This is a genomic window from Brotonthovivens ammoniilytica, from assembly GCF_025566885.1.
Lineage (GTDB): Bacteria > Bacillota > Clostridia > Lachnospirales > Lachnospiraceae > Brotonthovivens > Brotonthovivens ammoniilytica.
This window is the reverse complement of the sequence record NZ_JAOQJQ010000009.1, coordinates 73,548-99,669: the sequence shown is the minus strand read 5'-3', so window position 1 is coordinate 99,669 and position 26,122 is coordinate 73,548. Positions and strand designations below refer to the sequence as shown.

General features: G+C 42.5%; 22 protein-coding genes. 17 read left to right on the top strand and 5 right to left on the bottom strand.

Annotated features, from left to right (window positions below; genetic code table 11):
* From OCV88_RS15425 to pgeF, 7 genes are all read left to right on the top strand, one after another.
* Positions 1-1,201 (top strand): MFS transporter (locus tag OCV88_RS15425; protein WP_262591477.1); only part of this gene is annotated, 1,201 nt, incomplete at its 5' end.
* A 139-nt stretch (positions 1,202-1,340) separates the two neighbouring features.
* A complete protein-coding gene (locus OCV88_RS15420) occupies positions 1,341-1,871 on the top strand; it encodes a sigma-70 family RNA polymerase sigma factor (protein WP_158426339.1) in 531 nt (176 codons plus the stop codon).
* Positions 1,872-1,876: 5 nt separating this feature from the next.
* Positions 1,877-3,346, top strand: a complete 1,470-nt coding sequence (locus OCV88_RS15415; RefSeq protein ID WP_158426338.1) for a hypothetical protein — start codon at positions 1,877-1,879, stop codon at positions 3,344-3,346.
* A gap of 444 nt (positions 3,347-3,790) precedes the next feature.
* Positions 3,791-4,468, top strand: coding sequence for a SanA/YdcF family protein (locus tag OCV88_RS15410; protein WP_158426337.1), 678 nt, complete (start codon positions 3,791-3,793; stop codon positions 4,466-4,468).
* A 33-nt stretch (positions 4,469-4,501) separates the two neighbouring features.
* On the top strand, positions 4,502-5,125 hold the full coding sequence (locus tag OCV88_RS15405) for a hypothetical protein (protein ID WP_158426336.1): 624 nt from the start codon (positions 4,502-4,504) through the stop codon (positions 5,123-5,125).
* Between the two features lie 45 nt (positions 5,126-5,170).
* Positions 5,171-5,539: a YraN family protein gene (locus tag OCV88_RS15400; RefSeq protein WP_158426335.1), complete on the top strand. Its 369-nt coding sequence runs from the start codon at positions 5,171-5,173 to the stop codon at positions 5,537-5,539.
* A 21-nt stretch (positions 5,540-5,560) separates the two neighbouring features.
* Complete coding sequence (gene pgeF / locus OCV88_RS15395; protein WP_158426334.1) at positions 5,561-6,424, top strand: peptidoglycan editing factor PgeF; 864 nt, start codon at positions 5,561-5,563, stop codon at positions 6,422-6,424.
* Here pgeF and OCV88_RS15390 read toward each other — a convergent pair.
* From OCV88_RS15390 to OCV88_RS15370, 5 genes are all read right to left on the bottom strand, one after another.
* A complete protein-coding gene (locus OCV88_RS15390; protein WP_158426333.1) occupies positions 6,419-7,228 on the bottom strand; it encodes an SDR family NAD(P)-dependent oxidoreductase in 810 nt (269 codons plus the stop codon). The genes pgeF and OCV88_RS15390 overlap by 6 nt on opposite strands.
* Positions 7,229-7,310: 82 nt before the next feature.
* On the bottom strand, positions 7,311-8,426 hold the full coding sequence (locus OCV88_RS15385; protein ID WP_158426332.1) for a glycosyltransferase: 1,116 nt from the start codon (positions 8,424-8,426) through the stop codon (positions 7,311-7,313).
* Positions 8,427-8,449: 23 nt separating this feature from the next.
* Entirely contained in the window at positions 8,450-9,532 is a 1,083-nt protein-coding gene (locus OCV88_RS15380) for a glycosyltransferase family 2 protein (protein ID WP_158426331.1), read from the bottom strand.
* Between the two features lie 17 nt (positions 9,533-9,549).
* Entirely contained in the window at positions 9,550-10,650 is a 1,101-nt protein-coding gene (locus OCV88_RS15375; RefSeq protein WP_158426330.1) for a glycosyltransferase family 2 protein, read from the bottom strand.
* A 264-nt stretch (positions 10,651-10,914) separates the two neighbouring features.
* Entirely contained in the window at positions 10,915-12,555 is a 1,641-nt protein-coding gene (locus OCV88_RS15370; protein WP_158426329.1) for an ABC-F family ATP-binding cassette domain-containing protein, read from the bottom strand.
* 449 nt (positions 12,556-13,004) lie between these two features.
* Between OCV88_RS15370 and nifJ the strand changes: the two genes are divergently transcribed.
* From nifJ to OCV88_RS15320, 10 genes are all read left to right on the top strand, one after another.
* On the top strand, positions 13,005-16,538 hold the full coding sequence (gene nifJ / locus OCV88_RS15365) for a pyruvate:ferredoxin (flavodoxin) oxidoreductase (protein ID WP_158426328.1): 3,534 nt from the start codon (positions 13,005-13,007) through the stop codon (positions 16,536-16,538).
* A gap of 195 nt (positions 16,539-16,733) precedes the next feature.
* The gene (locus OCV88_RS15360) at positions 16,734-18,932 is read left to right on the top strand and encodes a P-loop NTPase fold protein (RefSeq protein ID WP_158426327.1); all 2,199 of its coding nucleotides are present in this window, start codon (positions 16,734-16,736) and stop codon (positions 18,930-18,932) included.
* A complete protein-coding gene (locus OCV88_RS15355) occupies positions 18,922-19,473 on the top strand; it encodes a GNAT family N-acetyltransferase (RefSeq protein ID WP_158426326.1) in 552 nt (183 codons plus the stop codon). The genes OCV88_RS15360 and OCV88_RS15355 overlap by 11 nt, the downstream gene beginning before the upstream one ends.
* 103 nt (positions 19,474-19,576) lie before the next feature.
* Positions 19,577-20,062, top strand: a complete 486-nt coding sequence (locus tag OCV88_RS15350) for an RNA polymerase sigma factor (protein WP_158426325.1) — start codon at positions 19,577-19,579, stop codon at positions 20,060-20,062.
* Positions 20,059-20,871 carry a zf-HC2 domain-containing protein gene (locus OCV88_RS15345; protein WP_158426324.1) on the top strand — a complete coding sequence of 271 codons (813 nt, stop codon included), beginning with the start codon at positions 20,059-20,061 and terminating at the stop codon, positions 20,869-20,871. Before OCV88_RS15350 ends, OCV88_RS15345 begins: the two co-directional genes overlap by 4 nt.
* A 390-nt stretch (positions 20,872-21,261) precedes the next feature.
* Positions 21,262-22,647, top strand: a complete 1,386-nt coding sequence (locus OCV88_RS15340) for a DUF512 domain-containing protein (RefSeq protein WP_158426323.1) — start codon at positions 21,262-21,264, stop codon at positions 22,645-22,647.
* Between the two features lie 3 nt (positions 22,648-22,650).
* A complete protein-coding gene (gene der / locus OCV88_RS15335; RefSeq protein ID WP_158426322.1) occupies positions 22,651-23,979 on the top strand; it encodes a ribosome biogenesis GTPase Der in 1,329 nt (442 codons plus the stop codon).
* Positions 23,976-24,626: a glycerol-3-phosphate 1-O-acyltransferase PlsY gene (gene plsY, locus OCV88_RS15330; protein WP_158426321.1), complete on the top strand. Its 651-nt coding sequence runs from the start codon at positions 23,976-23,978 to the stop codon at positions 24,624-24,626. The genes der and plsY overlap by 4 nt, the downstream gene beginning before the upstream one ends.
* 16 nt (positions 24,627-24,642) lie before the next feature.
* Complete coding sequence (locus OCV88_RS15325) at positions 24,643-25,659, top strand: NAD(P)H-dependent glycerol-3-phosphate dehydrogenase (protein ID WP_158426320.1); 1,017 nt, start codon at positions 24,643-24,645, stop codon at positions 25,657-25,659.
* A 2-nt stretch (positions 25,660-25,661) separates the two neighbouring features.
* Positions 25,662-26,096 carry a dUTP diphosphatase gene (locus tag OCV88_RS15320; protein ID WP_158426319.1) on the top strand — a complete coding sequence of 145 codons (435 nt, stop codon included), beginning with the start codon at positions 25,662-25,664 and terminating at the stop codon, positions 26,094-26,096.
* The last annotated feature ends 26 nt before the right edge of the window (positions 26,097-26,122 follow it).

Below are 26,122 nucleotides of genomic sequence, written 5' to 3'. Positions count from 1 at the left end.
GGTCTACACGGCAATTCTGTTTCTCATCGGAACAAGTATTATTGGCGGCAACAATAATACAGTATTTCCGATTTTTTCAGAAATACGGGGATGGGATATTAATCTGATCAATATTGTCTCAGGTATTGCATGTATTATGAAAGCTATCGGTGTGCTTGCACTGGCAGGTGCAGTGAGAAAACTGGGACCTAAAAACTTAACGGTAATTACGTTATTTATCTCGGCAGCGCTGCTGATTGTATTTGGAACTACCAAAAGTCTTCCGGTATTTTTGATTGTTATTCTGGTGATGGGATTTTTAGGGGGCGGCTATGAAAAGAACGGCGGTATGACATTGACTGCTAACTGGTGGCCCACCAAAAAGGGTGTTGTTCTTGGATTTACCACCATGGGCATTGTGGCAATGAATATTGTATATGTACCTTATATGCCGAAGCTGTTAGGCGCCTTGGGACTTGGAATGGGCATGACAGTAATTGCCATCATATTGGTGGCAGCAGCTGTTATTGCAATGCTGTTTATAAAAAATACACCGGAAGAGGCAGGAGAATTTCCGGATGGAGATCCTTCCTATGCAGCAAACGGTGTTGAGATTGCACGTCAGATGAAAGAATATAAAACACCGTTTACTCTGAAAAAAGTATTGGCTGACCGTGATACCTGGTTTATCGGACTTGGTTCTGCATTTGCATTTATGGCGGTAATGAGCTATATTGCCTCTGCCATTCCAACAATGATCGGATATGGATATGCTCCGGGATTTGCAACCGGTATATTTGCCACAGGCGGTATTATGGGAATTATCGGAAGCTTTCTGTTTGGAGTTATTGATCAGAAAGCAGGAACAAAAAAAGCATTTATTATTTATTTTATCTGTATTATTATCGGATTTTTGTTTACGTTATTAATGCCAAGAGGAGCAATTTTCTGCTGGCTGGCAGGAATTATTATTTTTGCGGCACAGGGAGCTTTATGTAATCTTCTTCCGTCTTATGTTGCCACAAAATACGGCCGCTGGGATTATACAGCGGGCTATCGTGTCATTGGAACCATTTTCGAAATCGGCGCAGGTGTGGGCGTTATGATGATCGGATTCTTTACAAATCCGGGAATTATGTATATTTTTGATATTATAATGCTGGTAATCGGATTTATTATGATGATTGCTTCCCGGGATAAGTTTATTGGAAAAGCGGGATGATAGAAAAATAAAAAATGGCGATACTGGGCTTTGGCTTTTCGTATCGCTGTTTTTTTGCGGATTTTTGAAAATAACCGTGGGTTTTTCTGCAGATTTGTGTATGATTTAATAGAGAGACAGTAAAAAAGGGGGCATAGTTGTGAAGGAACAGGAAATAGTTAAACTGCTGCTTCAGAAAGAGGAAGAAGGAATGAAGGCATTGTTAAAGCATTATGGGCCTCTGATGAGATATATTATTGCCCCTGTGTTATCAAATGAGCAAGATAGAGAAGACTGTCTTTTTGAAGTGGCAATGAAGGTATGGGAAAAAGCCGGGAAGTATGACCCAAAACGGGGAAGCTTTCATGCCTGGTTAACCGCAGTTACCAGAAATGGTGCCCTGAACTATAAAAGAAGTATTTTTTTGCATAGTAATACCGTGGAAATTCCGGAAGATATGCCTTCTACAGAACTGAATCCGGAAGATGAAGCCATTTGCCGGGAAAGACAGGCAGCTGTTTATGATGCACTGCAGCATTTATCCTCAAAAGAAAGAACTTTGTTTTACAGAAAATATTATTATATGCAGTCCACAGAACAGATTGCCTCTGAAATGAATATGACAAAGAGAGATGTGGAAGGAAAACTCTATCGTTTGAAAAAGAAGCTGCGCAGGATGCTGGGGGGGTGAACAATATGAGTAATCATAGCTGGGAAACAATAAAAGAAAAGGATTTTGAAAAAATGCTGGAAAGCAGTATTTCAAAACTGCCTCCTGATAATATTGCTGCGGCAGTAACACCTTGGAAAAAGCCGATGTATCGAATACTGGCAGGACTGGCGCTGAATGCTTTCATACTGGACTTCCTGTGGCTGGAATATGTGCTGCCGGCCATCGGTACAACTTTGCTTCTGCTGGGGTTTTGCAATTTAAGACATGAAAATAAGTGGTTTAAAATTTGTTTTATTCTATCAGTTTTTCAGACCATATATTTTTATACTTTTTTGATACTTAATACGAGTATTTATCGAACTGTAATATATAATACTCAGGCTGTTTTCATACTGAAACTGTTTCATCTGGCGATTCTGTTTTTTGAACTGGTTTGTCTTTGGCGGGGAGTGCTGTCTGTTCAACAAAAAGCAGGGATTTCGCCTCATGGGAGAGGGGCGACGGCGTTGATTGTCTGGTATGCTCTTTTGTGCCTTCTTGCCCTTATTCAGTACAGCGGATGGATCGTGCCGGGAGCCATGATTGTCAGTTATATATTTATCATTCGAAGTCTGTGTAAACTGTCAAAAGAATTTGATGAAGCCGGGTATGTAATCCGGCCTGCATACAAAAAAGTGTCAGACCGCAGTATTGTGATATTACTTCTTTCAATTCTCCTGGCCGGATCTGCCTGTGGTTATACATTTGGCGGTAGTTATCCCATGGAATGGACTGTTCTTAAAGCAGATGAAGCTGCGAAGGCTGCTGATACGAAATCAAGACTTCTTCAGCTTGGTTTCCCGGAGTATGTTTTAAATGATATCAGTGCTGAGGATCTGGCGGCCTGTGAGGGTGCACGGCAGGTAGTTGTTAATGTGGCAGATGAACCTGCTGAAGATATTAGAAATCTGCGTATCACCGGGGTTGGGGTGCAGATTTCCGGTGAGAAAGAACAATGGATAATTTTCCACCATTTTCTCTGGAAGAAGGATTTCGGTTGTTCCGGTACGGAAGCGATTCAGCTTTTGCCTGCGTATCATGTAGTTTCTGACGGATGGGAGTCGGCCGGTGATGTAACCGGGCGTGTACTATATGATAAAAATGGGGAAACTTTTGTTTCTGATTATTACTTTTTGGGTTCCCAGACAGATGTCTCAAACAATATCCAGGGAGAAGATCAGAACAGTACGCAGGTCTTCGCAGCGTTTTCCATGCCTTATGGAAGCAGACAGCAGAGAGGTTATGTATCCTACACTGTAAATGAAATTCAGGAGGGTTATACGGTCAGCAGCTGGTTTAATTATATACATCAAAAAAACTGGTTTCAGTATCCTGCGGTAACTGCCATGGAAAAGAGAATGCATGAAGAATTAAGCAGTATAGGCGCATTTCGCCTGATTCAGGATGAATTTTTATTTGATCCGGTGGATGGGAATGTTGAACTGGATAATTAAAAAATGTCCTCTTTTGAAACTGCTGACGGTAGAAAAGCAGCGTTTTAAATGAATTTATAAACTAAATGAATAGTGACAAAAAACAGCCATTGTGGTATAGTAAGTGAAACATATCATTTCTATATTCTATATGGCTGTTTGTCATATCGGCAATAATCCAGATTTCTGCCGCCAATGCAGCACAACCCAGAATGTTAATAAAAAATTTATTTTTTCTTTTCAAATACTTTGGTCCTGTATGTTAAAGTAAATTGTTCCGAAGAACAAATTTTTTACTCTATAGGAAATACTGTGTTGTGATAAAGCTGAAAAGTACCGATTCCTATAGAGCAAAAAACGCTCCGCTGATGATCGCACTGCGGCGGAATGGAGTCATGTCGCAAAGGCGGCCTTTTTTATCAGGAACCGGTCTGTATCAGAGACCGGAGGAGGAAACAGCAGAAGATGAAGTGGAAAAAAAGAATCAGATGTTTTTTAATAGGATTATTATGTGTTGTACTGGCAGTGCTGGGAGTTGTATTTGGCATAAACGGATATGTGAAATATTCTGTGAAGGAGAGGATTATAACCTCCAAAGAAGCTGCACAGATGAAAGATGCGGATTGTATTCTGGTGCTGGGCTGTGCGGTCTGGTCAGGAGGAAAGCCAAGCTATATGCTTCAGGACAGGCTGGATGCGGGGATAGATCTTTATCAGAAACATGCGGCACCAAAGCTTTTGATGTCAGGAGATCACGGGAGAAAGGATTATGACGAAGTAAACACCATGAAGAATTATGCCATGGATCGGGGAATTGTATCTGAGGATGTTTTTATGGACCATGCCGGGTTTTCCACATATGAAAGTATGTATCGGGCCAAAGAAATTTTTCAGGCAGAAAAGGTAATTATTGTTACCCAGGAATACCATTTATACCGGGCCTTGTATGTGGCAGACAAGTTAGGGCTGGATGCTTACGGAGTGTCTGCAGATGCCAGAACCTATTCCAGACAGTCCTACCGGGAGCTTCGAGAGATACTGGCAAGAGTGAAAGATGTATTTACCGTCGCTGTTCACGCAAAACCAACCTATGAAGGTGAGGTTATTTCTATAAAAGGAGATGGAAATCTTACCAATGACTGAGTATACTAATCTTGAGAACAGGATGCAGATAAAGTGATTTACAGCTTGATTCCCCGGTTTCTGGATAAAAGTGAGCATTATTTTTGTGAACCTGTGGGAATCTTTGCGCGGAAACCTATTGAGTCAGATCAGGATATAGAGTTTCTTTATGAGACAGATGAAACACAGGAATCAGATAAAGCACAGGAAGAGCAACCGCAGGAAGAACAGACACAAAAAGAACAGTCAAAAGCAGAAAGTGATGATGAATCAGCAAAAGAAGATAAGGTTCAAAAGGAGTGGCAGGATCAAAACCTTAAGGATCCCTACAGTGAGGCTGCCCGGCTGATATATGATCAGATACTAAAAGAAAAGGGATGCTCTTTTACAGAAGGGTTTGATGCTAAAGGAAATACATACTATGATCTTGGTCTCTGTGGGGAAACTATAGGATCAGAAGAAAAGGAACTTTCAGAACGGCTGGTATTTGACCGGATGTCTAAAAACGGAAAATGCTATCTGTATGCAGTGAACGGAACAGAACAGGATGGGCAGAGCACCTATCTGGTGGAATATTATGCGGTGGATTTGAAAACAAAATCAGTAATTCCTTCAGGAAAGAGAAGTTATGCCCAGACCGGAAGCCGAAAATATCAGGAAGCCACCGGTGAATATTAGAGAAGTGTCCGGCATATAAGCATAGAGAGCAGAAATGGGAAGCAGATGAATCATCATTATAAGAAGGGGAAGCTCTATGAAAAGCGGGCGGCGGCCTGGCTTACAGTGCAGGGATATGAAATCCTGGAACAGAATTTCCGCTGTATGTTGGGTGAGATTGATCTAATCGCCAGAGAAAATGGAGAGCTGGTATTTGTGGAAGTAAAATACCGCAGTAATCATATGACAGGAACGCCGGAGGAGGCTGTTACCTTAAATAAAAAGAGACATATTTCCAATACGGCGCTGTTTTATTTAAAAACCCATGGAAAAAATATCTTTACGGCCTGCAGGTTTGATGTTATCTGTATTGATGATACCGGATGCAGGCTGTATCAAAATGCTTTTGAATACTGCGGAACATTTCGGATATAACAGGAGGATGGATAGTTATTTATGGAATTTGTGAGAAAAAATGCGGACCGGATATTAAAGCTGAAATATGAAGAAATAGGTGAAAAAGAAAAGTTTCCGCTGCTTTATTTTGAAAATCTTGAAAAAACCGGGATTGTGTCACATGGCTTTACAACCAGAAAAGGCGGAGTCAGTGAAGGAATGTTTTCGGAACTGAATTTAAGCTTTACAAGAGGCGACCGTGCCAAAGACGTTACAGAGAATTTTAAAAGGACTGCCCGGGCTCTTCATACGCAGTTTGAAGGATTTGTATTTTCAGATCAGACACATACCACAAATGTCCGGACAGTTACAGAGGCTGACGCCGGGTGCGGGCTGATAAAGCCCAGAACTTATACGGATGTAGATGGCCTGATTACAAATGTGCCGGGACTGACGCTGTCAACTTTTTTCGCCGACTGTGTACCGTTGTTTTTTGTGGATCCCATACATCGAGCCATTGGAATGACCCATTCCGGATGGCGGGGAACTGTGGGAAGGATTGGATTAAAAACAATTCAGGCAATGGAAAATGCTTACGGCACCCGCCCTGAGGATGTGGTGGCTGCCATAGGCCCGTCCATCTGTCAGGACTGCTATGAGGTCAGTGAGGATGTGGCTGATGCTTTTAAAAGAGAATTTAAAGAACAGGAGCAGGAAATTCTGCTTCCAAAAACAGGAGGAAAGTATCAGCTGGATCTTTGGAAAGCCAATGAAATCCTTCTGCTGGAAGCCGGTATTAAAAAGTCTCACTTGGCAGTTACCAATATCTGCACCTGCTGTAATCCGGATCTTTTATTTTCCCACAGAGCAAGCCACGGAAAGCGGGGGAATCTGGGGGGTTTTTTGTGCCTGAAGAAGTTATAGCCGCCGCAGGCCTTCCCAGGCGGCGATGGCGATTTCGTGGGGAACAAATTTAGCTCCCAGCCGATAAAGTGTACTGATAATTCCTGGGGTTGCAATACCAAGTCCTATTTTATTTTGAAACATAGAATTTCGGACGACCTTTTTTGCAGTGGTGCCCAGCATAAAGTGGCGGATGGCATCGGGCCTGGCGGTTCCGGATTTTGTAGTTTCGATAAATTCCGTATCGCGGATCCAGTAAGGGCAGACGCCGGTGACTTTGATGCCCTTTAAAAACAGTTCCCAGTGCAGTGCCCGGCTGTAGCTGGTGACAAAGGCTTTAGAAGCTGCATACACATTAAACCCCGGAAGGGGCTGAAAGGAAGCAACGGAGGAGATTTCCAGTATCCGGCTTCCTTTTTTTGTGTAGGGAATACAAATCTGGGTAATGTCCATCATAGCTTTGCAGTTTACAAGGACCATATGATCCAGTTCTTTCAACGGGATATCTTTATAAGAGCCCATTTTCCCAAAACCGGCGGCGTTGATTAAAAATTGAATAAAGGGCTGTTCTTTTTCCAATGCCAGGGAGAGCACTTCTATAGCTTTTTCATCTGCAAGATCCAGGGGGAAAACCTTTGATGGGACGGACAGTGTATCTGCCAGTGCATAAAGCCGGTCCTTACGTCTTGCCGCCAGCCAGATTTCATCTAAGGGAAATTTTTCACACAGATATTTCACATATTCCTGCCCAAGTCCGCTAGAGGCGCCGGTGACAATGGCGATGGATTTTGGTTGTTTTATGGTATCATTTGAAGGTGTCATCATATCTCATAGTTTCTTTCCTTTTTTCTTTTATATACTATCATATAACAGAAAAGTAATAAAACCCAGTATCATTTAGGAAAAATTATTTCCGGCGCAGTTTGCGGCAGGTTTTTATCAGAGCTTTTGCGGGCCGGTAAACAGGGCTTTTGCGAAGCTTTTCCACATAACGGACTTCTTTCTTTAAGCGGTTATTTTCCTGAAGCAGACGCTGCATTTCGGAATTGAAGCTCTGCCAGTAATAATATTTTAACGGATCCTCCAGCAGAATGGAGAGGTTGTACAGATCCTTATCAGAGAATAAAGACTCATCTATTTCCTGACGGTCATAAGCTTCCCTAAATTCCAGGGCAAATCTTTTGGCGTATTCTTTTCGGAAAGAATCGTCAATCCGTTGAAAGGTAAATACGTAATTGTGATACTGTTTGTAGTGATAAACACCCATAAAGGTTTTTAAAATGTCAGGGTGCTGTTCCATAAACCGGCGGATAAAGGCATATTCTTCATTCATGCAATAAACCTTTTCCCGATTATGGACAGAAGAATTTGGGTTATCCCGGCGGTTCATATAATAAGGTTTGTCAAGGAACATAATCCTTTCTGCCTGAGTAAATGTCTGGAACCAGAATCCGTTGTCCTGATAAGAGGCGCCGGGGGTTTCATTGTGGCGGATCTGAAAGTCTTCCAGAAATTTACGTTTATAAATGCCGCTCCATGTATTTAAAACAAATTTAAAGACTTCCAGCCGGTGGGCAGGACAGATCACCTGACGGTATCCCCGGCCGGAGGGGGAGAGAGGCACATAGGTTTTTTCCAGATTGGAAGGATTATCTCCGGTGAAGCGGTAAAAATCAGCTTTGATAATATCCAGATTTTCTTTGACAGCAATTTGATACAGATCTTTGTACATGTCCGGAAGAATAAAATCATCCGGTTCCACAATGCCGATGTATTCTCCGGTGGCAGCATTTAACCCCCGGTTCATTGCTTTTCCGTATCCGCCGTTTGGTCCGTCAAGAATGCGGATGCGGCTGTCTTTTTTTTCATATTCTTTTAAAATTTCCAGTGAATGGTCGGTGGAACCGTCATTGACAGCCAGAATTTCAAGATCTGTCAGTGTCTGGCCGGTGACACTGTCCATACATTGTCTTAAATAAGCTTCTACATTGTAGGTTGGAATAATAATTGATACCTTTGGCATAGTACCCCTTCCTTAAAAAAATATTATTGAGAACTTTTTGTTTGAAAACCCTTTGTTTTTTGGAGTATTTTTTTCGCCGTTTTTTTTATCTGCCTTCCGTGAAAGCGAAGAATCCTGCGGGCAGCATTCTTTTTTGTATACGCTGTAAAGCCCATGGTCTGCATATCCCTGGCCTTTTTATAAAGTCCGGGCTGCCGGATATCCTCTTTCCGAAAACGGGAAAACTGAATCAGTGGAAGTACTTCGGAGCGGATCAGATTGTAAACCTTTTCTTTGCAGGGGCCCTCTATGGTTTCCAGATTCCAGAAGGAAAAATGCAGCATCCAGTTTACAAAGGACAATTCAACCTCCGGATATACACCTAAGGACTGCAGTTTGTTATAAAGCTCTTTTCCTGCCAGATAAAAGCAGTTCCAGGAGCGTTCCCTGGTAACGGAGAGAGACTCATTGATTTGTATTCTGTGATGAATCAGAAGGCTGTCTTCCACACAGATGCTCTCTGCCAGAATCAGAGACAGAAATGTAAAATATAAGTCGTTGGAGGTCCGAAGATTTTGAAAGGAAAGTCCGGATGTCTCTAAAAATTCTCTTCGATATAATTTATCCCAGGCCCAGCCCACAACAAAATTAAAAATATAATCAGAAAGATCATGATAGTTAAATACTTCTTTGAAAGGCAGCAGCTCATCCCGCAGAGCGTACTTCATAGGGATAAATTCCTGTGCCTGATGCCGGTACCGGTCGCCTTTAAACAGCACAATATCAGTATTCAGCTTACAGGCCCGCTGCCAGGTTTTTTCAAGCATATCCGGTTCAAAGAAATCATCTGCATCCAGAAACAAAACATAGCTGCCCCGGGCTTTGGTCAGACCATAGTTTCTGGCTGTAGCAGCGCCGCCGTTTTCCTGATGAAAAGCACGGATGCGGCTGTCTAGTTTTGCATATTGCTCTAAAATTTCGGGGGTATCATCGGTGGAGCCGTCGTTGACGCAGATGATCTCAATTTCTTTTAAGGTCTGACAGATAAGATCATCCAGACACTTCTTTAGTAACTTACCGCCGTTAAATACCGGAATGATGGCAGATACCTTTACAGAATCATTCATAATCCTTTCTCCTGCTGCTATGATTTTATAATTTTTAACTGTTTTAGTATGAATTTAGCAGCTTTAAACTTGCTGATGGCTACTTCCCTGGTTTCCCGTTTTAACTGATCTACCTTTGCTTTCCCGTCTTTCCAGTTTAACAGCAGATATTCGGAAGGAGTGTGCTGTAAAATCAGCTGGAGCTGATGATACTGCTCTTTATTGTAAAAATCCTGCTCCTGCATAGCTGTAATGCCAAGAAGGGGAATCAGCTGATCCTTAATACAGCCGTAAAGTTTTATAAAAGCGGCTGCATCTGTCTGGGAAGCAAGGACGTAAAGCAGGGTATCTAAAGCTTTGTTGCAGAAACTGCGTGTTACAGAAGGGTCTGATAACACCTGCCGGCTAATCAGCTGCCGGTACGTCTCCTGATAAGCTTCGCAGACGCATAAGGGCTGAGCAGAGACGCTTCCCATGAGACTCTTTGGATTGTTCACTCTGTAATGAATCAAAAATTTAGAAGTATAGCATATTTTATCTGCGCAGGAGAGAGCGGTCATTACAAAGAGCGTATCGTTAGAACGGGGAATTTCCTGCCAGCGGATGTTCTGGTCTAAGATAAAAGAACGGCGGAACATCTTGTTCCAGGGTACATTTGTGGTAAAGTTAAAAATCCGGGAAGGGATATCTTTAATATTAAAAACCGTTTTATGTTCCAGATACTGCAGCTTTAAGTAGGACAGAGCCGGCTGAGAGCTGCCGTCTGCCTCATTATATTTTCTGACGCCGCAGACACAGATGTCCCCGTGTTTTTTAATGATTTCCATATACATGGTTTCCAGGGCATCCTTTTCAAACCAGTCGTCGGAATCCCAGAAAACAAGAAATTCTCCGCTGGCCTGTGAAAGCCCCAGGTTTCTTGCGGCTCCGGCGCCTTTTTGTTCCTGGGTAAAAACTTTGATCCGGCTGTCCTTTCTTTGATATTCTGAGAGAATTTCTGCAGTACTGTCAGTAGAACCGTCATTGACGCAGAGAATTTCAATATCCTTAAGGGTTTGTTCTATAATGCTGTCAAGACATTGTCTTAAATAGGTTTCCTGATTATAAATAGGAAGTATAACTGAAATCGCTGTTTTCATAACCTGCTCCTGTTCCTGTAATCCTCTCCCTAAGGAAACATGAATTGGCTGTTTCCGATGAATAAAGGGAAGGAATCTGTGAGTGCTTACATTGATTTTAATATATCAGACGAAATGAACAGGCACTATCAGGGCAGCGTTATATATTCGTGAAATCATTGTAAAGTCATTAAGAAAAAGAAATTGAAAACAAAAATCGGGAAAAAGAAATGCTGTACACAGTAAATATTCTGTATACAGCATCTTTTGTAACATGTATGATGTTTAGTTATCTTCTTCATCAGACTGGGCCATTGTATATACCTGACGTTTCCTTGCCATCTCATCACTTTCTAAGTATTCGTCATAAGTGGTAATTTTATCAATTAAAGTTCCATTTGGTAAAATTTCCATAATACGGCTGGCTGTTGTCTGTACAATCTGATGGTCCCTAGAGGCAAATAAAAGGACGCCGGGGAACTTAATCAGTCCGTTATTCAGGGCCGTAATGGATTCCATATCCAGGTGGTCGGTAGGCTCATCCAGAATCAGTACGTTGGAAGCTTCAATCATCATTCTGGAGAAGAGAACACGGACCTTTTCACCGCCGGAGAGCACGCGCATTTTCTTGACGCCGTCTTCTCCCGGAAACAGCATCCGGCCAAGGAAACCGCGGACATAGGTAGCGTCTTTGATTTCAGAAAACTGTGTCAGCCAGTCAACAATAATCAGATCGGTATCAAAAATCTGGGTATTGTCCTTTGGAAAGTAAGACTGACTGGTGGTAACACCCCATTTGTAAGTTCCTTCGTCTGCTTCCATTTCTCCCGTTAAAATTTTAAACAAAACGGTTTTGGCCAGCTCATTGCCGCCTACAAAAGCGACTTTATCTTCGCGGCCGATAATAAAGGATATATTATCCAGGATTTTTACTCCATCAATGGTTTTGGATAAACCTTCTACGCAGAGCACTTCATTTCCGATTTCACGTTCCGGACGGAAGTCGATGTATGGATATTTTCTGCTGGAAGGCTTGATTTCATCCAGCTGAATTTTTTCCAGGGCTTTTTTTCTGGAAGTAGCCTGTTTTGACTTAGAAGCATTTGCAGAGAAACGGGAGATAAAGTCCTGGAGTTCTTTGATCTTTTCTTCTTTTTTCTTGTTGGCTTCCTTCATCTGTTTGATCATCAGCTGGCTGGATTCATACCAGAAGTCATAGTTACCTGCATACAGCTGAATTTTTGCGTAATCAATATCTGCGATGTGTGTGCAGACTTTATTGAGAAAATAACGGTCATGGGAAACTACGATAACAGTATTTTCAAAATTAATCAGAAATTCTTCCAGCCATGCAATGGCATCTAAGTCCAGGTTATTGGTAGGCTCATCCAGGAGCAGAATATCCGGGTTTCCGAACAATGCCTGGGCAAGCAGTACTTTGACCTTTAAAGGGCCGGTCAGCTCAGACATCATCTGATAGTGAAAATCTGTATCAATGCCAAGGCCGTTTAACAGCATGGCAGCATCTGATTCAGCATTCCATCCGTCCATATCTGCAAATTCGGCTTCCAGTTCGCTGGCCCGGATGCCGTCCTCATCGGTAAAGTCTTCTTTCATATAAATAGCGTCTTTTTCTTTCATAATATCGTAAAGGCGCTGATTTCCCATAATAACAGTATCAAGAACGGTAAATGCATCATATTTAAAATGATCCTGCTGAAGGAAGGAGAGTCTTTGCCCCGGTGTGATGCTGACGTCGCCGTTGGTAGGCTCTAACTGGCCGGTGAGGATTTTTAAAAAGGTTGATTTTCCGGCGCCGTTAGCACCAATAAGGCCATAGCAGTTTCCTTCCGTAAATTTAATATTTACATCTTCAAATAAAGCTTTTTTTCCCAGTCGTAATGTGACATTATTTGCACTGATCATAAATAGTTTCCTTTCCTTATATATGTCAATTATTTTATACAAGATACACAAGACAAAAACCGTATGCCAGACAGCAACGGTTTCAATACCGTTTATTGTATTGGTAAATAAAAGAATTTGCAAGTGTTTTAAGCTGTTATTCCCAAAATATTGTGATAAAATAAGAAAGAACAGATGAAAAAGTAAGATCTCTGGTGAAAAATATATCAAAATCATACTGCTGGATATTTCTGGAAGAGATCTGATTGTGGGATGAAATTGTGGAAATATGTAAATAATCAAAATAAAATCCCCGAAAATGGGCTGTATTTCCGGAAAAGTGTATTTGAAAAAATGCAAAATTATGGTATAATGACGTTGCTTTTTTGCACTGGTATTGTATGATAAAAGAAAGAAATTGTTAAGAAATTGACGAAGTAAAATGAGTAGAAATAATAGGAGGAATTAGTATGAAACGTTCTATGAAAACCATGGATGGTAACCATGCAGCAGCACATGCTTCATATGCTTTTACTGATGTTGCGGCTATCTACCCGATTACACCGTCATCTGTTATGGCAGAGGCTACAGATGAGTGGGCGACTCAGGGCAGAAAAAATATTTTCGGACAAACTGTTAAAGTAACAGAAATGCAGTCCGAAGCAGGTGCGGCAGGTACGGTTCACGGTTCACTGGCAGCAGGTGCCCTGACAACTACTTACACAGCTTCACAGGGATTATTATTGATGATTCCAAATCTTTATAAAGTGGCAGGCGAAGGCCTTCCAGGTGTGTTTAATGTATCTGCACGATGCGTTGCAACACATGCGCTGAATATTTTCGGTGATCATTCAGACGTTTACGCATGCCGTCAGACAGGCTGTGCCATGCTTTGTGATTCTTCTGTTCAGGAAGTTATGGACTTAACTCCCGTTGCCCACTGTGCGTCAATCAAAGGGAAACTTCCGTTTATCAATTTCTTTGACGGTTTCCGTACTTCTCATGAGATTCAGAAAATTGAAACATGGGATTACGAAGATTTAAAAGATCTGATGGATATGGATGCTTTAAAAGCATATCGTGACAACTGCTTAAATCCAACACATCCATGTGAGATGGGTTCTGCACAGAATCCGGATTTATTCTTCCAGACAAGAGAGGCGTGCAACAGCACTTATGAAGAAATGCCTGCCATTGTTCAGGAATACATGGATAAAGTAAATGCTAAAATTGGTACAAACTATAAATTATTCAATTATTATGGCGCCGAAGATGCAGAACATATTATTATCGCTATGGGTTCTGTATGTGAGACCATTGAGGAAACCATTGATTTCCTTGCAGCAAAAGGCGAAAAAATCGGTCTTGTAAAAGTACGTCTGTACAGACCATTCTGTGTATCTGCTTTGTTAGAAGCAATTCCGGATACTGTGAAAAAGATCTCAGTATTAGACAGAACAAAAGAGCCGGGCTCTCTTGGCGAACCGTTATATCTGGATGTTGTGGCAGCATTAAAAGGCACAAAATTTGACGGAGTTGAAATCTTTACAGGACGTTACGGCCTTGGCTCTAAAGATACAACACCGGGACAGATTATGGCTGTTTACCACAATGCAGACAAAGGTGAATTTACAATTGGTATCATTGATGATGTTTCTAATCTGTCTCTGGCAGAAGAAGAGCATCCGGTAACTTCTCCGGAAGGAACCATCAGCTGTAAATTCTGGGGTCTTGGAGCTGACGGTACTGTTGGAGCAAATAAAAACTCCATTAAAATTATCGGTGATAATACAGACATGTATGCGCAGGCATATTTTGATTATGACTCTAAAAAATCAGGCGGTGTAACGATTTCCCATCTTCGTTTTGGAAAATCTCCGATTCACTCAACCTACCTGATTAATAAAGCAAACTTTGTTGCATGTCACTGTCCTGCATATGTACAGAAATACAACATGGTTCAGGATCTGGTTCCGGGTGGAACATTCCTGTTAAACTGCTCCTGGGATATGGAAGGATTGGAGAAACATCTTCCGGGACAGGCAAAACGTTATATTGCAGAAAACAATATTCAGTTCTATACCATCGACGGTATTAAAATCGGTAAAGAAATCGGACTGGGAGGCCGTATCAATACGGTATTACAGTCTGCATTCTTCAAACTTGCAAATATTATTCCGGCAGATCAGGCAAACACACTGATGAAAGAAGCAGCAAAAGCTACTTACGGAAGAAAAGGCGATAAGATCGTACAGATGAATTACGATGCCATTGATGCAGGGGCAAATGCAATTGTTAAAATTGAAGTGCCGGAAAGCTGGAAAACGGCAGCGGATACTTCTATTACAGGAGAAGCTGCAACCGGTGACCGTCAGGATGTAGTTGATTTTGTAAATGATATTCAGAAAAAAGTAAACGGCCAGATGGGTAATTCAGTACCTGTATCTGTAGTGAAAAAATACGCTGACGGTTCCACACCATCCGGATCTTCCGCATATGAAAAACGTGGTATTGCTGTAGATGTACCTGTATGGGATGCGGCAAAATGTATTCAGTGTAATGTATGTTCTTATGTATGCCCCCATGCAGTTATCCGTCCGGTAGCTATGACTGTAGAAGAAGCTGCCAACGCTCCGGAAGGTATGCAGATGCTTGATTTAAGAGGAACAGACAAGAAATTTGCTATTGTGGTATCCGCATATGACTGTACAGGCTGCGGTTCCTGCGTAAATGTCTGCCTGGCAAAAGAAAAAGCAATTACAATGAACAACTTTGAAGCAAATGCAGCACAGCAGAAATACTTTGATTATGCAGCAAGCCTTCCTGAAAAAACTGATATTGTAGATAAATTCAAAATGAATACAGTAAAAGGTTCTCAGTTTAAGAAACCGCTGCTTGAGTTCTCAGGAGCATGTGCAGGCTGTGGAGAGACACCTTATGCGAAATTAATTACACAGCTGTTTGGTGACAGAATGTACATTGCAAATGCTACAGGATGCTCTTCTATCTGGGGTAACTCTTCACCGTCCACACCATATACGGTAAATGCAAAAGGACATGGTCCTGCATGGTCTAATTCTCTGTTTGAGGATGCGGCAGAGTTTGGTTACGGTATGCTTCTTGCAAACAATGCATTAAGAGGCGCTCTGAAAGAGAAAGTAGAAGATGTTGTTGCTAACGGATCCAATGAAGATGTAAAAGCAGCCGGTCAGGAATGGCTGGATACTTATACAAGCGGTGTGGAAAACGGACCTGCAACAGATAAACTGGTTGCAGCACTGGAAGCATGTGGATGCGACAAAGCCGGAGAGATCTTAAAGGACAAACAGTATCTGGCTAAAAAATCCCAGTGGATCTTCGGCGGTGACGGATGGGCATACGATATCGGATTCGGCGGTCTAGATCACGTACTGGCAAGCGGTCAGGACATTAACATTATGGTATTTGATACAGAAGTTTACTCCAATACCGGCGGTCAGTCTTCCAAAGCAACACCTACAGGTGCAACTGCACAGTTTGCAGCAGGCGGTAAAGATATTAAGAAGAAAGACCTGGCAAGTATTGCAATGAGCTACGGTTATGTATATGTAGCACAGATCGCAATGGGCGCTGATTATAATCAGTGTGTAAAAGCTATTGCAGAGGCAGAAAGCTATCCGGGACCATCTCTGATTATTGCTTACGCTCCATGTATCAACCATGGTATCAAGAAAGGTATGAGCAAAGCGCAGACAGAAGAGAAAGAGGCAGTAGCAGCAGGCTACTGGCATAACTTCCGTTTCAACCCTGCACTGGCAGAAGAAGGAAAAGCAGCATTCTCACTGGACAGCAAAGCTCCTACAGGCGATTACAAAGAGTTCTTAAACGGCGAAGTACGTTACAATGCTTTAGCAAGATTCAATCCGGAAAGAGCAGAAAAACTCTTTGATGCAGCTGAAAAGAATGCAAAAGAAAGATATAAATATCTGAATAAATTAGTAACACTTTACGGTGCTGAGGAGTAATTTCAAATCAATAGATTTTGAAGCTGAATGTATAACCTAATGAAAAAAGAAGTTCTGACGATACACATATGTGTCGTCAGAGCTTTTTTTTGTCCCGGTTTTCAAGGACACTGCTGATAGAGCGCAGCGAATATTCTTTTTTGAAAAAATCAGTTGTGACCGGGATGATTCATTGTTAAACTAAAGGAAGATCAAGTGAAAGACAAAGGGGAAGGAACGATGGAGCGAAGAGATATACCTGTGGAAACACTAGAACAGGACGAGTTTGGTATTCAAAGATATGTGCAGGGACTGTGTACCTTTATAAAAAGCAGCGACACGCCAATTACTATTGCACTTCACGGGGAGTGGGGAAGCGGGAAGACATCTTTTATGAAAATGATGGAAAACTGCCTGTGTTCTCCTTTGGTATCCCAGGAGGAACGATATGAAGCAATCTGGCTGAATACCTGGGATTTGTTTTTGGAAAATGAATACGGGGTGGCGGTAAAAAAACTTCTCACCAGTCTGTTTTCTCAGATGGAACGGCATTTTGAGAAGCTGCATACAAAACAGAAAAATGAAGAGCGCAAACGCCAGGTGAAGGAATATTTAAAGGGTGTTTCCAGTGTGATGATGTCCATTATTAACATTGAACTAGAAACCTCCGGGAAAGTGCTGGATAAAGTATTTGGAGGACATGATTACGCATCCGTAAAAACATTAAAGCATGAGTTTGAAGCTTTTTTAAAGCAGGAGGTGGCGCAAAAGGGGAACGGGGTGACAGATCAGGCATTTATTATTTTTGTAGATGATCTGGACCGGTTAGAGCCAAGGCTTGCGGTGACTCTTCTTGAGGCATTGAAAAACCTGTTTGATATAGAGAAATGTATTTTCGTTCTGGCCATCGACTATGATGTGGTGACATTTGGCATTGAACAAAAATACGGAAGAAAGCATCTGGCCAACAGAAACATTGGACAGGACTTTTTTGACAAGCTGATTCAGGTTCCCTACATGATTCCCATGGCAAAATATGATATCAAAGACATGGTACTTGGACGGTTAAAACGGATTGACTATTTTGAACGGGAATATGATTATGAAAAATATGAGGGGCGGATTGTAGAAATCTTTCAGCTGGCTACTAATAAAAATCCCCGGACCATGAAGCGGCTTTTAAATATGCTTCACCTGATGACGGCTATGAAGCTGGGGGAGGAAAAGCGTCACGCAGAACTTCGGATGATGGAGCTGCTTTTAATGGCGCTGCAGTTATCTTTCCCAAAGGTGTATACGATTCTTTGTAAAAATAATAATCTGGATACCTGGAAACTGAGCTTTATAATGGAAAAACAGGAAGAAATCAGTGAGTTTACAAAAAATCAGTACAAGCTGGATGAGGAATGGAAGGAGATTATTTACAGAGTAGTGTCCCAGGATGCGGTGATCCGCCATAATTATCACCGGGTTGCCCGTCTGCTGGAAATCTATGAACAGCTGCAGGACCGCTGTCATAAGGTGGGAGAGCGGGTGGAGGACGCTCTTGGCATTGTAAATGTCATCTGCAGAACCCAGGATGAGAATGAACAGATCGAATACGACGGGGAAGCTTATGACCGGTCTTCTCAGACTCAGTACCGTCAGGGAACAAAGCTGGTAAGTGCCATTGATTTCAGCCGATTTACGAAAGTGTTAGATGTGGGCTGCGGCAATGGGAATACAACCCTGGATTTGTGGAATCAGAACCGGGATATGCAGGTACGGGCTTTTGACCTGGCAGTAAGCCAGATTGAAAAAGCCAATGAAAAATATCTGCAGCTGCTTGGGACAATTCCGGAAGGAAGCTATGAAGGCGGGATTGATTTTGACGTGATGAATGCCCTGGATTTAAAGGAGAGGGGGGTATATGATCTGATTTTTTCCAATGCCACCCTTCACTGGATTACCGACGAAAAGAGAATGTATCAGCTGTTATTTGATGCACTGGAGCCGGGGGGAGAGCTGGCTGTCCATCAAGGGGGATATGGAACCTATGCAGGACTTCATAAGACGGTCCGCCAGGCGATTAAGAATACAGGTCTGGAAGAAAAGTATAAAAAATGGCTGTTTCCTGCTTTTTATCCCAAAAAGAAAGAGATGGAGCTTTTACTTTCTTCTATTGGTTTTGAGGATATTCGTGTGGAAAGCGTATATTCTGATGAGAAGGACAATGACAATCTGGTAGACAATTTTGCCAATGCAAGTCTGATTTTTTACAAGATTTCATCGGTAACAGAGGAAGAGTATGAAGCGGTAAAGGAAGAATATTTCAGAATCTGCGCAGCAGAAGAAGTTGATAAATCTTCTCACCGTCTGTACATATTTGCAGCCAGACCAAAGAAAAAGCAGGGAGAACAGGAAGATGAAGATTGAATATAAGGGAACAGCATTAAATGAGCAGGAAAGAGAACAAGTATGGGAAATTTTATGTCAGTGTGATGATGAGTTTTATCCTCCATTATCCGCCCGGAACAGTTCAGCCCAAAAGCAGTTAAAAGCAGCCCCCGGAGAAACAATGATAAAGTCCGGACAGCCGACGGTTTATTTTGAAGAAATGATAAAACAGCAGTTTCTTCTGGCCTATGATGATACAGGATGTGTCATTGGTTTTATGACCTTTAAAACGGATTATATCTGTGAAGCTTTAGAAGACTTTGGAACATCTTTGTATATTACTACCATTTGTGTCCGAAAACACTGCAGGGGGCAGAGTGTTATGGGAAAACTCTATGACTATATGGAAGCAGAAGGGACAAAAATCTGTAATTGTCCGAGAGTCTCTACCCGGACATGGTCCTTGAATGGGGCCCATATGAACGGACTTGCCCGCAGAGGATACGAAAAGCTTGTGGTGTTAAAAGATGACAGAGGGCCGGGGGTGGATACGATTTATTACGGCCATGTTGTTTTATAAAAAATAGTAAAAATGGTGTAACTTTATTCTGGTATCGGTATCTAATAAGTAAAGAAAGGTCACAAAAGGAAAAGCAAAAAGCAGAGAACTGAGAAAAGGGAAGATGGAATCATTTCAGGAGATTTTTAAAACATATTACAAAAAAATATATTGTTTTTTACTGAAACTCTCCGGAAATGAGACATTAGCGGAAGAGCTGGCACAGGAGACTTTATATAAAGCCTTTCTGCATATTGAGCAGTTTCAGGGGCGCTGCAGTCTGTATACCTGGCTTTGTGAAATCGGAAAAAACGAATGGCTCTTAGAATGCAGGAGACAAAAGCATTTTTCGAAAACAGAACAAAATCCGGAAAACAAAGAAGGAGACAGTCCTGAACAGGAGGTGCTCAAAAAACAGCTTTTGGAAATCATGCGGCAGGAAATACGGAATCTTCCGAATCCTTACCAGGATGTGATAGTACTTCGGGTCTATGCGGAGCTGACATATAAAGAAATTGCCGGGAAGTACCGGAAAACAGAAAGCTGGGCCAAAGTAACCTTTTTTCGGGGAAAAGCTATGCTGGCTGAACGAATGGAGGGATACCGATGAAAGAATGCAGCTGTGAAGTAATAAAAGATTTGCTGCCGCTGTATGAGGACGGGTGCTGCAGTGAAGAAACAAAGAAGCTTGTAGAAGCACATGTAAAGACATGCAATACCTGCAGGGGATTAAGTGAAACCTTTCAGCAGGAATTTTTGGAGGAGACAGTCTGTAAGGAACCGGAGGCAGAGGTCTTAAAGCGTGGATATCAAAAAATAAGGCGGAGACAAAAGCGGGGATTTCTGATTCTTATCCTGGCATCTGCGGCAGCGGTACTTAGTGTCCCTTCTGTCAATCAAATCCGCAAAACAGGAAGGTGCTTTACAAATGTCAGGGAAATCCGCACAGTATCCGGATTTTTAGATGCAGTGGAGAACAAAGAATACGAAAAGGCATATGGTTATCTGGATATACAGGGAAATTATGAACATCTGACAGATGGCACTTATGCATTAAAAGAACAGGGAGAGAAGCTCTCAGAGCGGGGATATGACTGGTATCAGAATGCCTGCAGGAGTTCTTTTACAGAGCAGATGCAGATGCTGAAGGCTCAGGGTCTTCAGGTGGAAGAGGATTCCTACGGAAGTGCTGATTATGTGGACGGTCAGTGGCAGATTGGAATGAAACTGATGCTGGAGGACGGCAGCAGCGCCTATATGACCGCTTTTGTTTCCGGAGGCAAAATAACTCCCAATATTGCAATGTATTCAGATCATCAGGAAGTGAATGCAGCATTTCATATGATAACGTTGAATGAGGATGTCCTGGAGCTGTTATATGAAGATTCTGGATATAACCGGGAGGAACTGATACAATAATATGTGAATTTTCAAAAAAAGAATGTGCGCGGCGCATTCTTTTTTTGCTCTATAGGAGATACTATGTTGTGATAAAACTGAAAAGTGCTGATTCCTATAGAGCAAAAACGCTCCGCTGTGGATCGCACTGCGGCGGAGTGGAATCATGTTGTTTACGCAACCCGCCGCAGGCGGAGAATCCCGCCGTGGCAGGATTCTTTTTTACTCTATAGGAGATACTATGTTGTGATAAAACTGAAAAGTGCCGATTCCTATAGAGCAAAAACGCTCCGGGGCATTTCAGGTTTGCGCAGGAAGAAAAACTGGTGTATGATAATACCGATATATAAGCTTTGGATATCAAAGAATTTACCTGTTTCAAAGCTTATAAATAAGGACAAGGATAATAATATGCAGACAAAAGAACATAAAATAATTCAGGTGGAGGACGGCAGCATCGCACAGGAACTGAATTTGGTTCCCGGTGATGTGCTTCTTGCTGTGAATGGGCAGACAATAGAGGATGTTTTTGACTTTCATTATCTGGTCAGTGACGAGTCACTGACTCTTTTGGTTCGGAAGGAAAGCGGGGAAGAGTGGGAACTGGAGATTGAAAAAGAATATTCCCAGGACCTTGGAATTACATTTGAAAACGGACTGATGGATGAGTACCGTTCCTGCTGTAATAAATGTATCTTCTGCTTTATTGATCAGATGCCGCCTAATATGAGGGAAACTCTTTATTTTAAAGATGATGATTCCAGGCTGTCCTTTCTTCAGGGGAATTATGTAACCCTTACGAATATGTCTGATAAGGATATTGACCGCATCATTAAGTATAAACTGGCCCCCATCAATATATCTGTGCATACCACAAACCCAGAGCTCCGCTGTCAGATGCTGAATAACCGGTTTGCGGGAGATGCGTTAAAGAAAATACAGCGCCTGTATGAGGCCGGGATAGAGATGAATGGCCAGATTGTACTCTGTAAAGGAATCAATGATGGGGATGAGCTTGAGCGAAGCATCCGGGAGCTGACCGGGTATCTGCCCTTTATGGAAAGTGTTTCGGTAGTGCCGGTGGGAATGACAAGGTATCGTGACAATCTGTATCCTCTGGAGCCTTTTTTAAAGGAAGATGCCAGAAAGGTTCTTGAGATCATTCATAAATGGCAGGACATCTGTTATGAAAAACACGGTACCCATTTTATTCATGCCGGCGATGAATGGTATCTGCTGGCCGGACAGGATTTTCCAGAAGAGGAACGGTATGACGGTTATATCCAGCTGGAAAACGGTGTTGGCATGATGCGTCTTTTATATGAAGAATTTACAGCAGCCCTGAAAGAAGACCAAAAAGAACAGGAAAATGCAATATTTTCCCCAAAATTCCGGTTTGGCAGGAAAAAAAAGGCGAAAACCGGGCATCATAAAATAACAGTGGCAACTGGAAAGCTGGCAGCTCCCATGCTTATGAAACTGGCGGGGATGTTTACGGCACTGCATCCGGAAACCAAAATACAGGTGGTTCCGATAGAAAATGAATTTTTCGGAAATCAGATTACCGTATCCGGACTGATTACCGGACAGGATTTAGCTCAGCAGCTCTGTGCTCTGGAACTGGGAGAAAAGCTGCTGCTGCCCTGTAATATGCTTCGCAGCGGAGAATTCGTATTTTTGGATGATATTACCGTGGAAGAGCTGGAAAAAACTTTACAAGTGCCGGTTGGTATTGTAAAATCAGACGGGCAATCACTCTATCAGGAGTTTTTATGTATACAGGAAAGAGAGGAGTAGGTTATGAGTAAACCAGTGGTAGCAGTTGTAGGACGCCCCAATGTGGGAAAATCTACACTGTTTAATGCTCTGGCGGGGGAGCGGATTTCCATCGTTAAGGATACGCCGGGCGTGACAAGAGACCGTATTTATGCGGACGTTGAATGGTTAAACCATACATTTACCATGATAGATACCGGAGGTATAGAGCCGGACAGCAAAGATATTATTTTATCCCAGATGAGAGAGCAGGCAGAGATTGCCATGGCAACGGCGGATGTGATTCTATTTATGACGGATGTGCGTCAGGGGCTTACGGACGCGGACGCGAAAGTGGCCGATATGCTCCGGCGCTCCAGAAAACCGGTGATACTGGTGGTGAATAAAGTCGACAGCTTTGAAAAGTTTATGGGAGATGTTTACGAGTTTTACAATCTTGGAATTGGGGATCCGGTTCCGATTTCAGCTTCTTCTATGCTTGGACTGGGTGATATGCTGGAAGAAGTTGTAAAGCATTTTCCGGGAGAGGCTAAAGAGGAAGAAGAGGATGAACGCCCAAAAGTGGCCATTGTTGGAAAGCCCAATGTTGGCAAGTCTTCCATTATAAATAGGCTTACCGGTGAGAACAGGGTGATTGTATCGGATATTGCCGGAACGACCCGGGACGCTATAGATACTGAGATTAAATATCATGGCAGAGAATATGTTTTTATTGATACTGCCGGTCTGCGCAGAAAAAACAAAATTAAAGAAGAAATTGAGCGGTACAGCATTATCCGGGCAGTGACAGCTGTGGAGCGGGCGGATGTGGTAATGATTGTTATTGATGCCACAGAAGGCGTTACAGAGCAGGACGCTAAAATTGCGGGAATTGCCCATGAACGGGGAAAAGGGATTATCATTGCAGTGAACAAATGGGATGCCGTGGAAAAAGATGATAAGACCATTTACAAACATACAAACCGGATTCGCGAAATTTTAAGCTTTATGCCTTATGCAGAAATTTTATTTATTTCCGCCAAAACCGGACAGCGTATGCCAAAAATGTTTGATATGATTGACATGGTTCTGGAAAATAACTCCATGCGTGTATCCACGGGTGTGTTAAATGAAATCATGACAGAAGCGGTGGCTATGCAGCAGCCCCCTTCTGATAAAGGAAAACGCCTGAAACTCTACTATATTACTCAGGCTGCGGTAAAGCCGCCCACCTTTGTAATTTTTGTAAATGATAAGGAATTAATGCATTTTTCCTATGTGCGTTATCTGGAAAACAGAATCAGAGATGCCTTTGGGTTTAAGGGGACAGCTCTGAAATTTATTATCAGAGAGAGGAAGGAAGACCGGAAATGATTGCAAGTCGTATCATATGTCTGGTAATTGGATACCTTTGCGGACTGTTCCAGACAGGTGTTATTTATGGAAAGCTTCACCATTTTGACCTGCGCAAGCATGGAAGCGGAAACTCGGGAATGACAAATTCTTTAAGAACCCTTGGCTGGAAAGCGGGAATTATTGTATTTTTCGGAGACAGCTTAAAGGCGGTTCTGGCCATTGTAGTTACATGGGTGCTGTTTAAGGATAAGTATCCGGAAGCTGTGAAAATGCTTGAGCTTTATGCGGGACTTGGCGTGATTCTTGGAAATAACTTCCCCTTCTATCTGAAATTTAAGGGCGGAAAGGGAATTGCGGCCACGGTAGGAATTGTATTTTCAACTTTTGTGTATATGGTTCCTATTTCTGCGGCATTGTTTTTTGCAACAGTGATTCCCACAGGTTTTATTTCCATCGGATCGTTAATGATTATCAGTTCTTATTTTGCGCAGATTGTAGTATTCGGACAACTTGGGCTGCTGGCGGCAGGGCCGCAGTTTCTGCCGGAAACCTACATAATAGCCGCAGTCATTGTGCTGATTGCTTTTATCCGGCATAAGGAGAATATTAAGCGGCTGGTAAACGGTACAGAGAATAAGTTTGCACCGAAACATAAAAAAGATTAACAGGGGTGTTTATAAAATGGCAAAAGTAAGTGTAATTGGAGCAGGAAGCTGGGGAACTGCCCTTGCGGCTGTACTGCAGAAAAATGGAAATGACGTAACCGTCTGGTCTATTATCAAAGAAGAAGTAGAAATGCTTTCCTCTAAAAGAGAGCATTTAGATAAGCTTCCGGGGGTGAAGCTTTCTGAAAAAATTGTGTTTACAACAGATCTGGAATCAGCAGTAAAAGGAATGGATATGCTTGTGCTGGCAGTGCCGTCGCCTTTTATCAGAAGTACGTCTAAAAATATGTGTCCCTTTGTATCCGAGGGGCAGCTGATTGTAAATGTGGCAAAAGGGATTGAGGAAGATACACTGATGCCCCTGCCGGATATTATCAAGCAGGAAATACCCCAGGCAGAGACAGCGGTATTGTCCGGGCCAAGCCATGCGGAGGAGGTTGGAATCGGCCTGCCTACAACGGTAGTGGCCGGAGCCAGAAAAAAAGAGATTGCCGAATATATACAGAGCCTTTTTATGAATCAGTCTTTCCGGGTATACACAAGCCCGGATATGATTGGAATTGAGCTTGGAGCGGCGCTGAAAAATGTAATTGCCCTTGCTGCGGGGATGGCAGACGGCCTTGGTTACGGAGACAATACAAAAGCGGCTCTGATTACAAGGGGCATTAAAGAAATTTCCAGACTTGCCATTGCCATGGGCGCTAAAGCAGAGACACTCTCAGGTTTATCCGGGATTGGAGACTTAATTGTGACCTGCGCCAGCAAACACAGCCGGAACCGGAGAGCAGGGATGCTGATGGGACAGGGATATTCCATGGATGCGGCTATGAAAGAAGTTAAAATGGTTGTGGAGGGAGTATATTCCGCCAAAGCAGCCATGGGACTTGCGAAAAAATACGGAGTATCCATGCCTATTATTGAGCAGGTGAATGCCGTTTTGTTTGAGGATTACCCGGTGAAAGATGCTGTGGTAAATCTGATGCTTCGGGATAAAAAGACAGAGCATGAAGATATGCTCTGGGAACAGGAGTAGTTATGCCGGAAATCAAAATTAAATATTTTACAGAAGAGATAGATAAACTGGAGTATATTGACGGAAAGTCAGACTGGATTGACCTTCGGGCATCGGAGACGATAACCATGAAGGCCGGGGAGTTTAAACTGATTCCCCTTGGTATCGCCATGGAGCTTCCAAAAGGATATGAGGCGCACGTGGTCCCCCGCAGCTCAACCTTTAAAAATTATGGAATTCTGCAGGCCAACAGCTGTGGAATCATTGACTGCACATACTGCGGCGATGAAGATATGTGGAGAATGCCGGCGTATGCAACAAGAGATGTTACCATCCAGAAAAATGACCGGATTTGTCAGTTTCGGATTATGGAAAACCAGCCGAAAATTACATTTAATCAGGTGGAGAGCCTTGGAAATGTAAGCCGCGGAGGATTTGGAAGTACAGGGAAACAGTAGTTTCGTCAAAGTGTCTAAGTAACTAA

Bases quoted from the DNA above. Each gene is read 5' to 3' on its own strand.
- OCV88_RS15355 (WP_158426326.1), top strand. From the start codon at position 18,922: ATGAAGATTGAATATAAGGGAACAGCATTAAATGAGCAGGAAAGAGAA.
- OCV88_RS15385 (WP_158426332.1), bottom strand. From the start codon at position 8,426: ATGCCAAAGGTATCAATTATTATTCCAACCTACAATGTAGAAGCTTAT.
- OCV88_RS15390 (WP_158426333.1), bottom strand. From the start codon at position 7,228: ATGATGACACCTTCAAATGATACCATAAAACAACCAAAATCCATCGCC.
- OCV88_RS15345 (WP_158426324.1), top strand. From the start codon at position 20,059: ATGAAAGAATGCAGCTGTGAAGTAATAAAAGATTTGCTGCCGCTGTAT.
- OCV88_RS15380 (WP_158426331.1), bottom strand. From the start codon at position 9,532: ATGAATGATTCTGTAAAGGTATCTGCCATCATTCCGGTATTTAACGGC.
- OCV88_RS15400 (WP_158426335.1), top strand. From the start codon at position 5,171: ATGAATCATCATTATAAGAAGGGGAAGCTCTATGAAAAGCGGGCGGCG.
- OCV88_RS15320 (WP_158426319.1), top strand. From the start codon at position 25,662: ATGCCGGAAATCAAAATTAAATATTTTACAGAAGAGATAGATAAACTG.
- OCV88_RS15350 (WP_158426325.1), top strand. From the start codon at position 19,577: ATGGAATCATTTCAGGAGATTTTTAAAACATATTACAAAAAAATATAT.
- OCV88_RS15370 (WP_158426329.1), bottom strand. From the start codon at position 12,555: ATGATCAGTGCAAATAATGTCACATTACGACTGGGAAAAAAAGCTTTA.
- nifJ (WP_158426328.1), top strand. From the start codon at position 13,005: ATGAAACGTTCTATGAAAACCATGGATGGTAACCATGCAGCAGCACAT.
- OCV88_RS15415 (WP_158426338.1), top strand. From the start codon at position 1,877: ATGAGTAATCATAGCTGGGAAACAATAAAAGAAAAGGATTTTGAAAAA.
- OCV88_RS15325 (WP_158426320.1), top strand. From the start codon at position 24,643: ATGGCAAAAGTAAGTGTAATTGGAGCAGGAAGCTGGGGAACTGCCCTT.
- der (WP_158426322.1), top strand. From the start codon at position 22,651: ATGAGTAAACCAGTGGTAGCAGTTGTAGGACGCCCCAATGTGGGAAAA.
- OCV88_RS15410 (WP_158426337.1), top strand. From the start codon at position 3,791: ATGAAGTGGAAAAAAAGAATCAGATGTTTTTTAATAGGATTATTATGT.
- OCV88_RS15375 (WP_158426330.1), bottom strand. From the start codon at position 10,650: ATGAAAACAGCGATTTCAGTTATACTTCCTATTTATAATCAGGAAACC.
- OCV88_RS15340 (WP_158426323.1), top strand. From the start codon at position 21,262: ATGCAGACAAAAGAACATAAAATAATTCAGGTGGAGGACGGCAGCATC.
- pgeF (WP_158426334.1), top strand. From the start codon at position 5,561: ATGGAATTTGTGAGAAAAAATGCGGACCGGATATTAAAGCTGAAATAT.
- plsY (WP_158426321.1), top strand. From the start codon at position 23,976: ATGATTGCAAGTCGTATCATATGTCTGGTAATTGGATACCTTTGCGGA.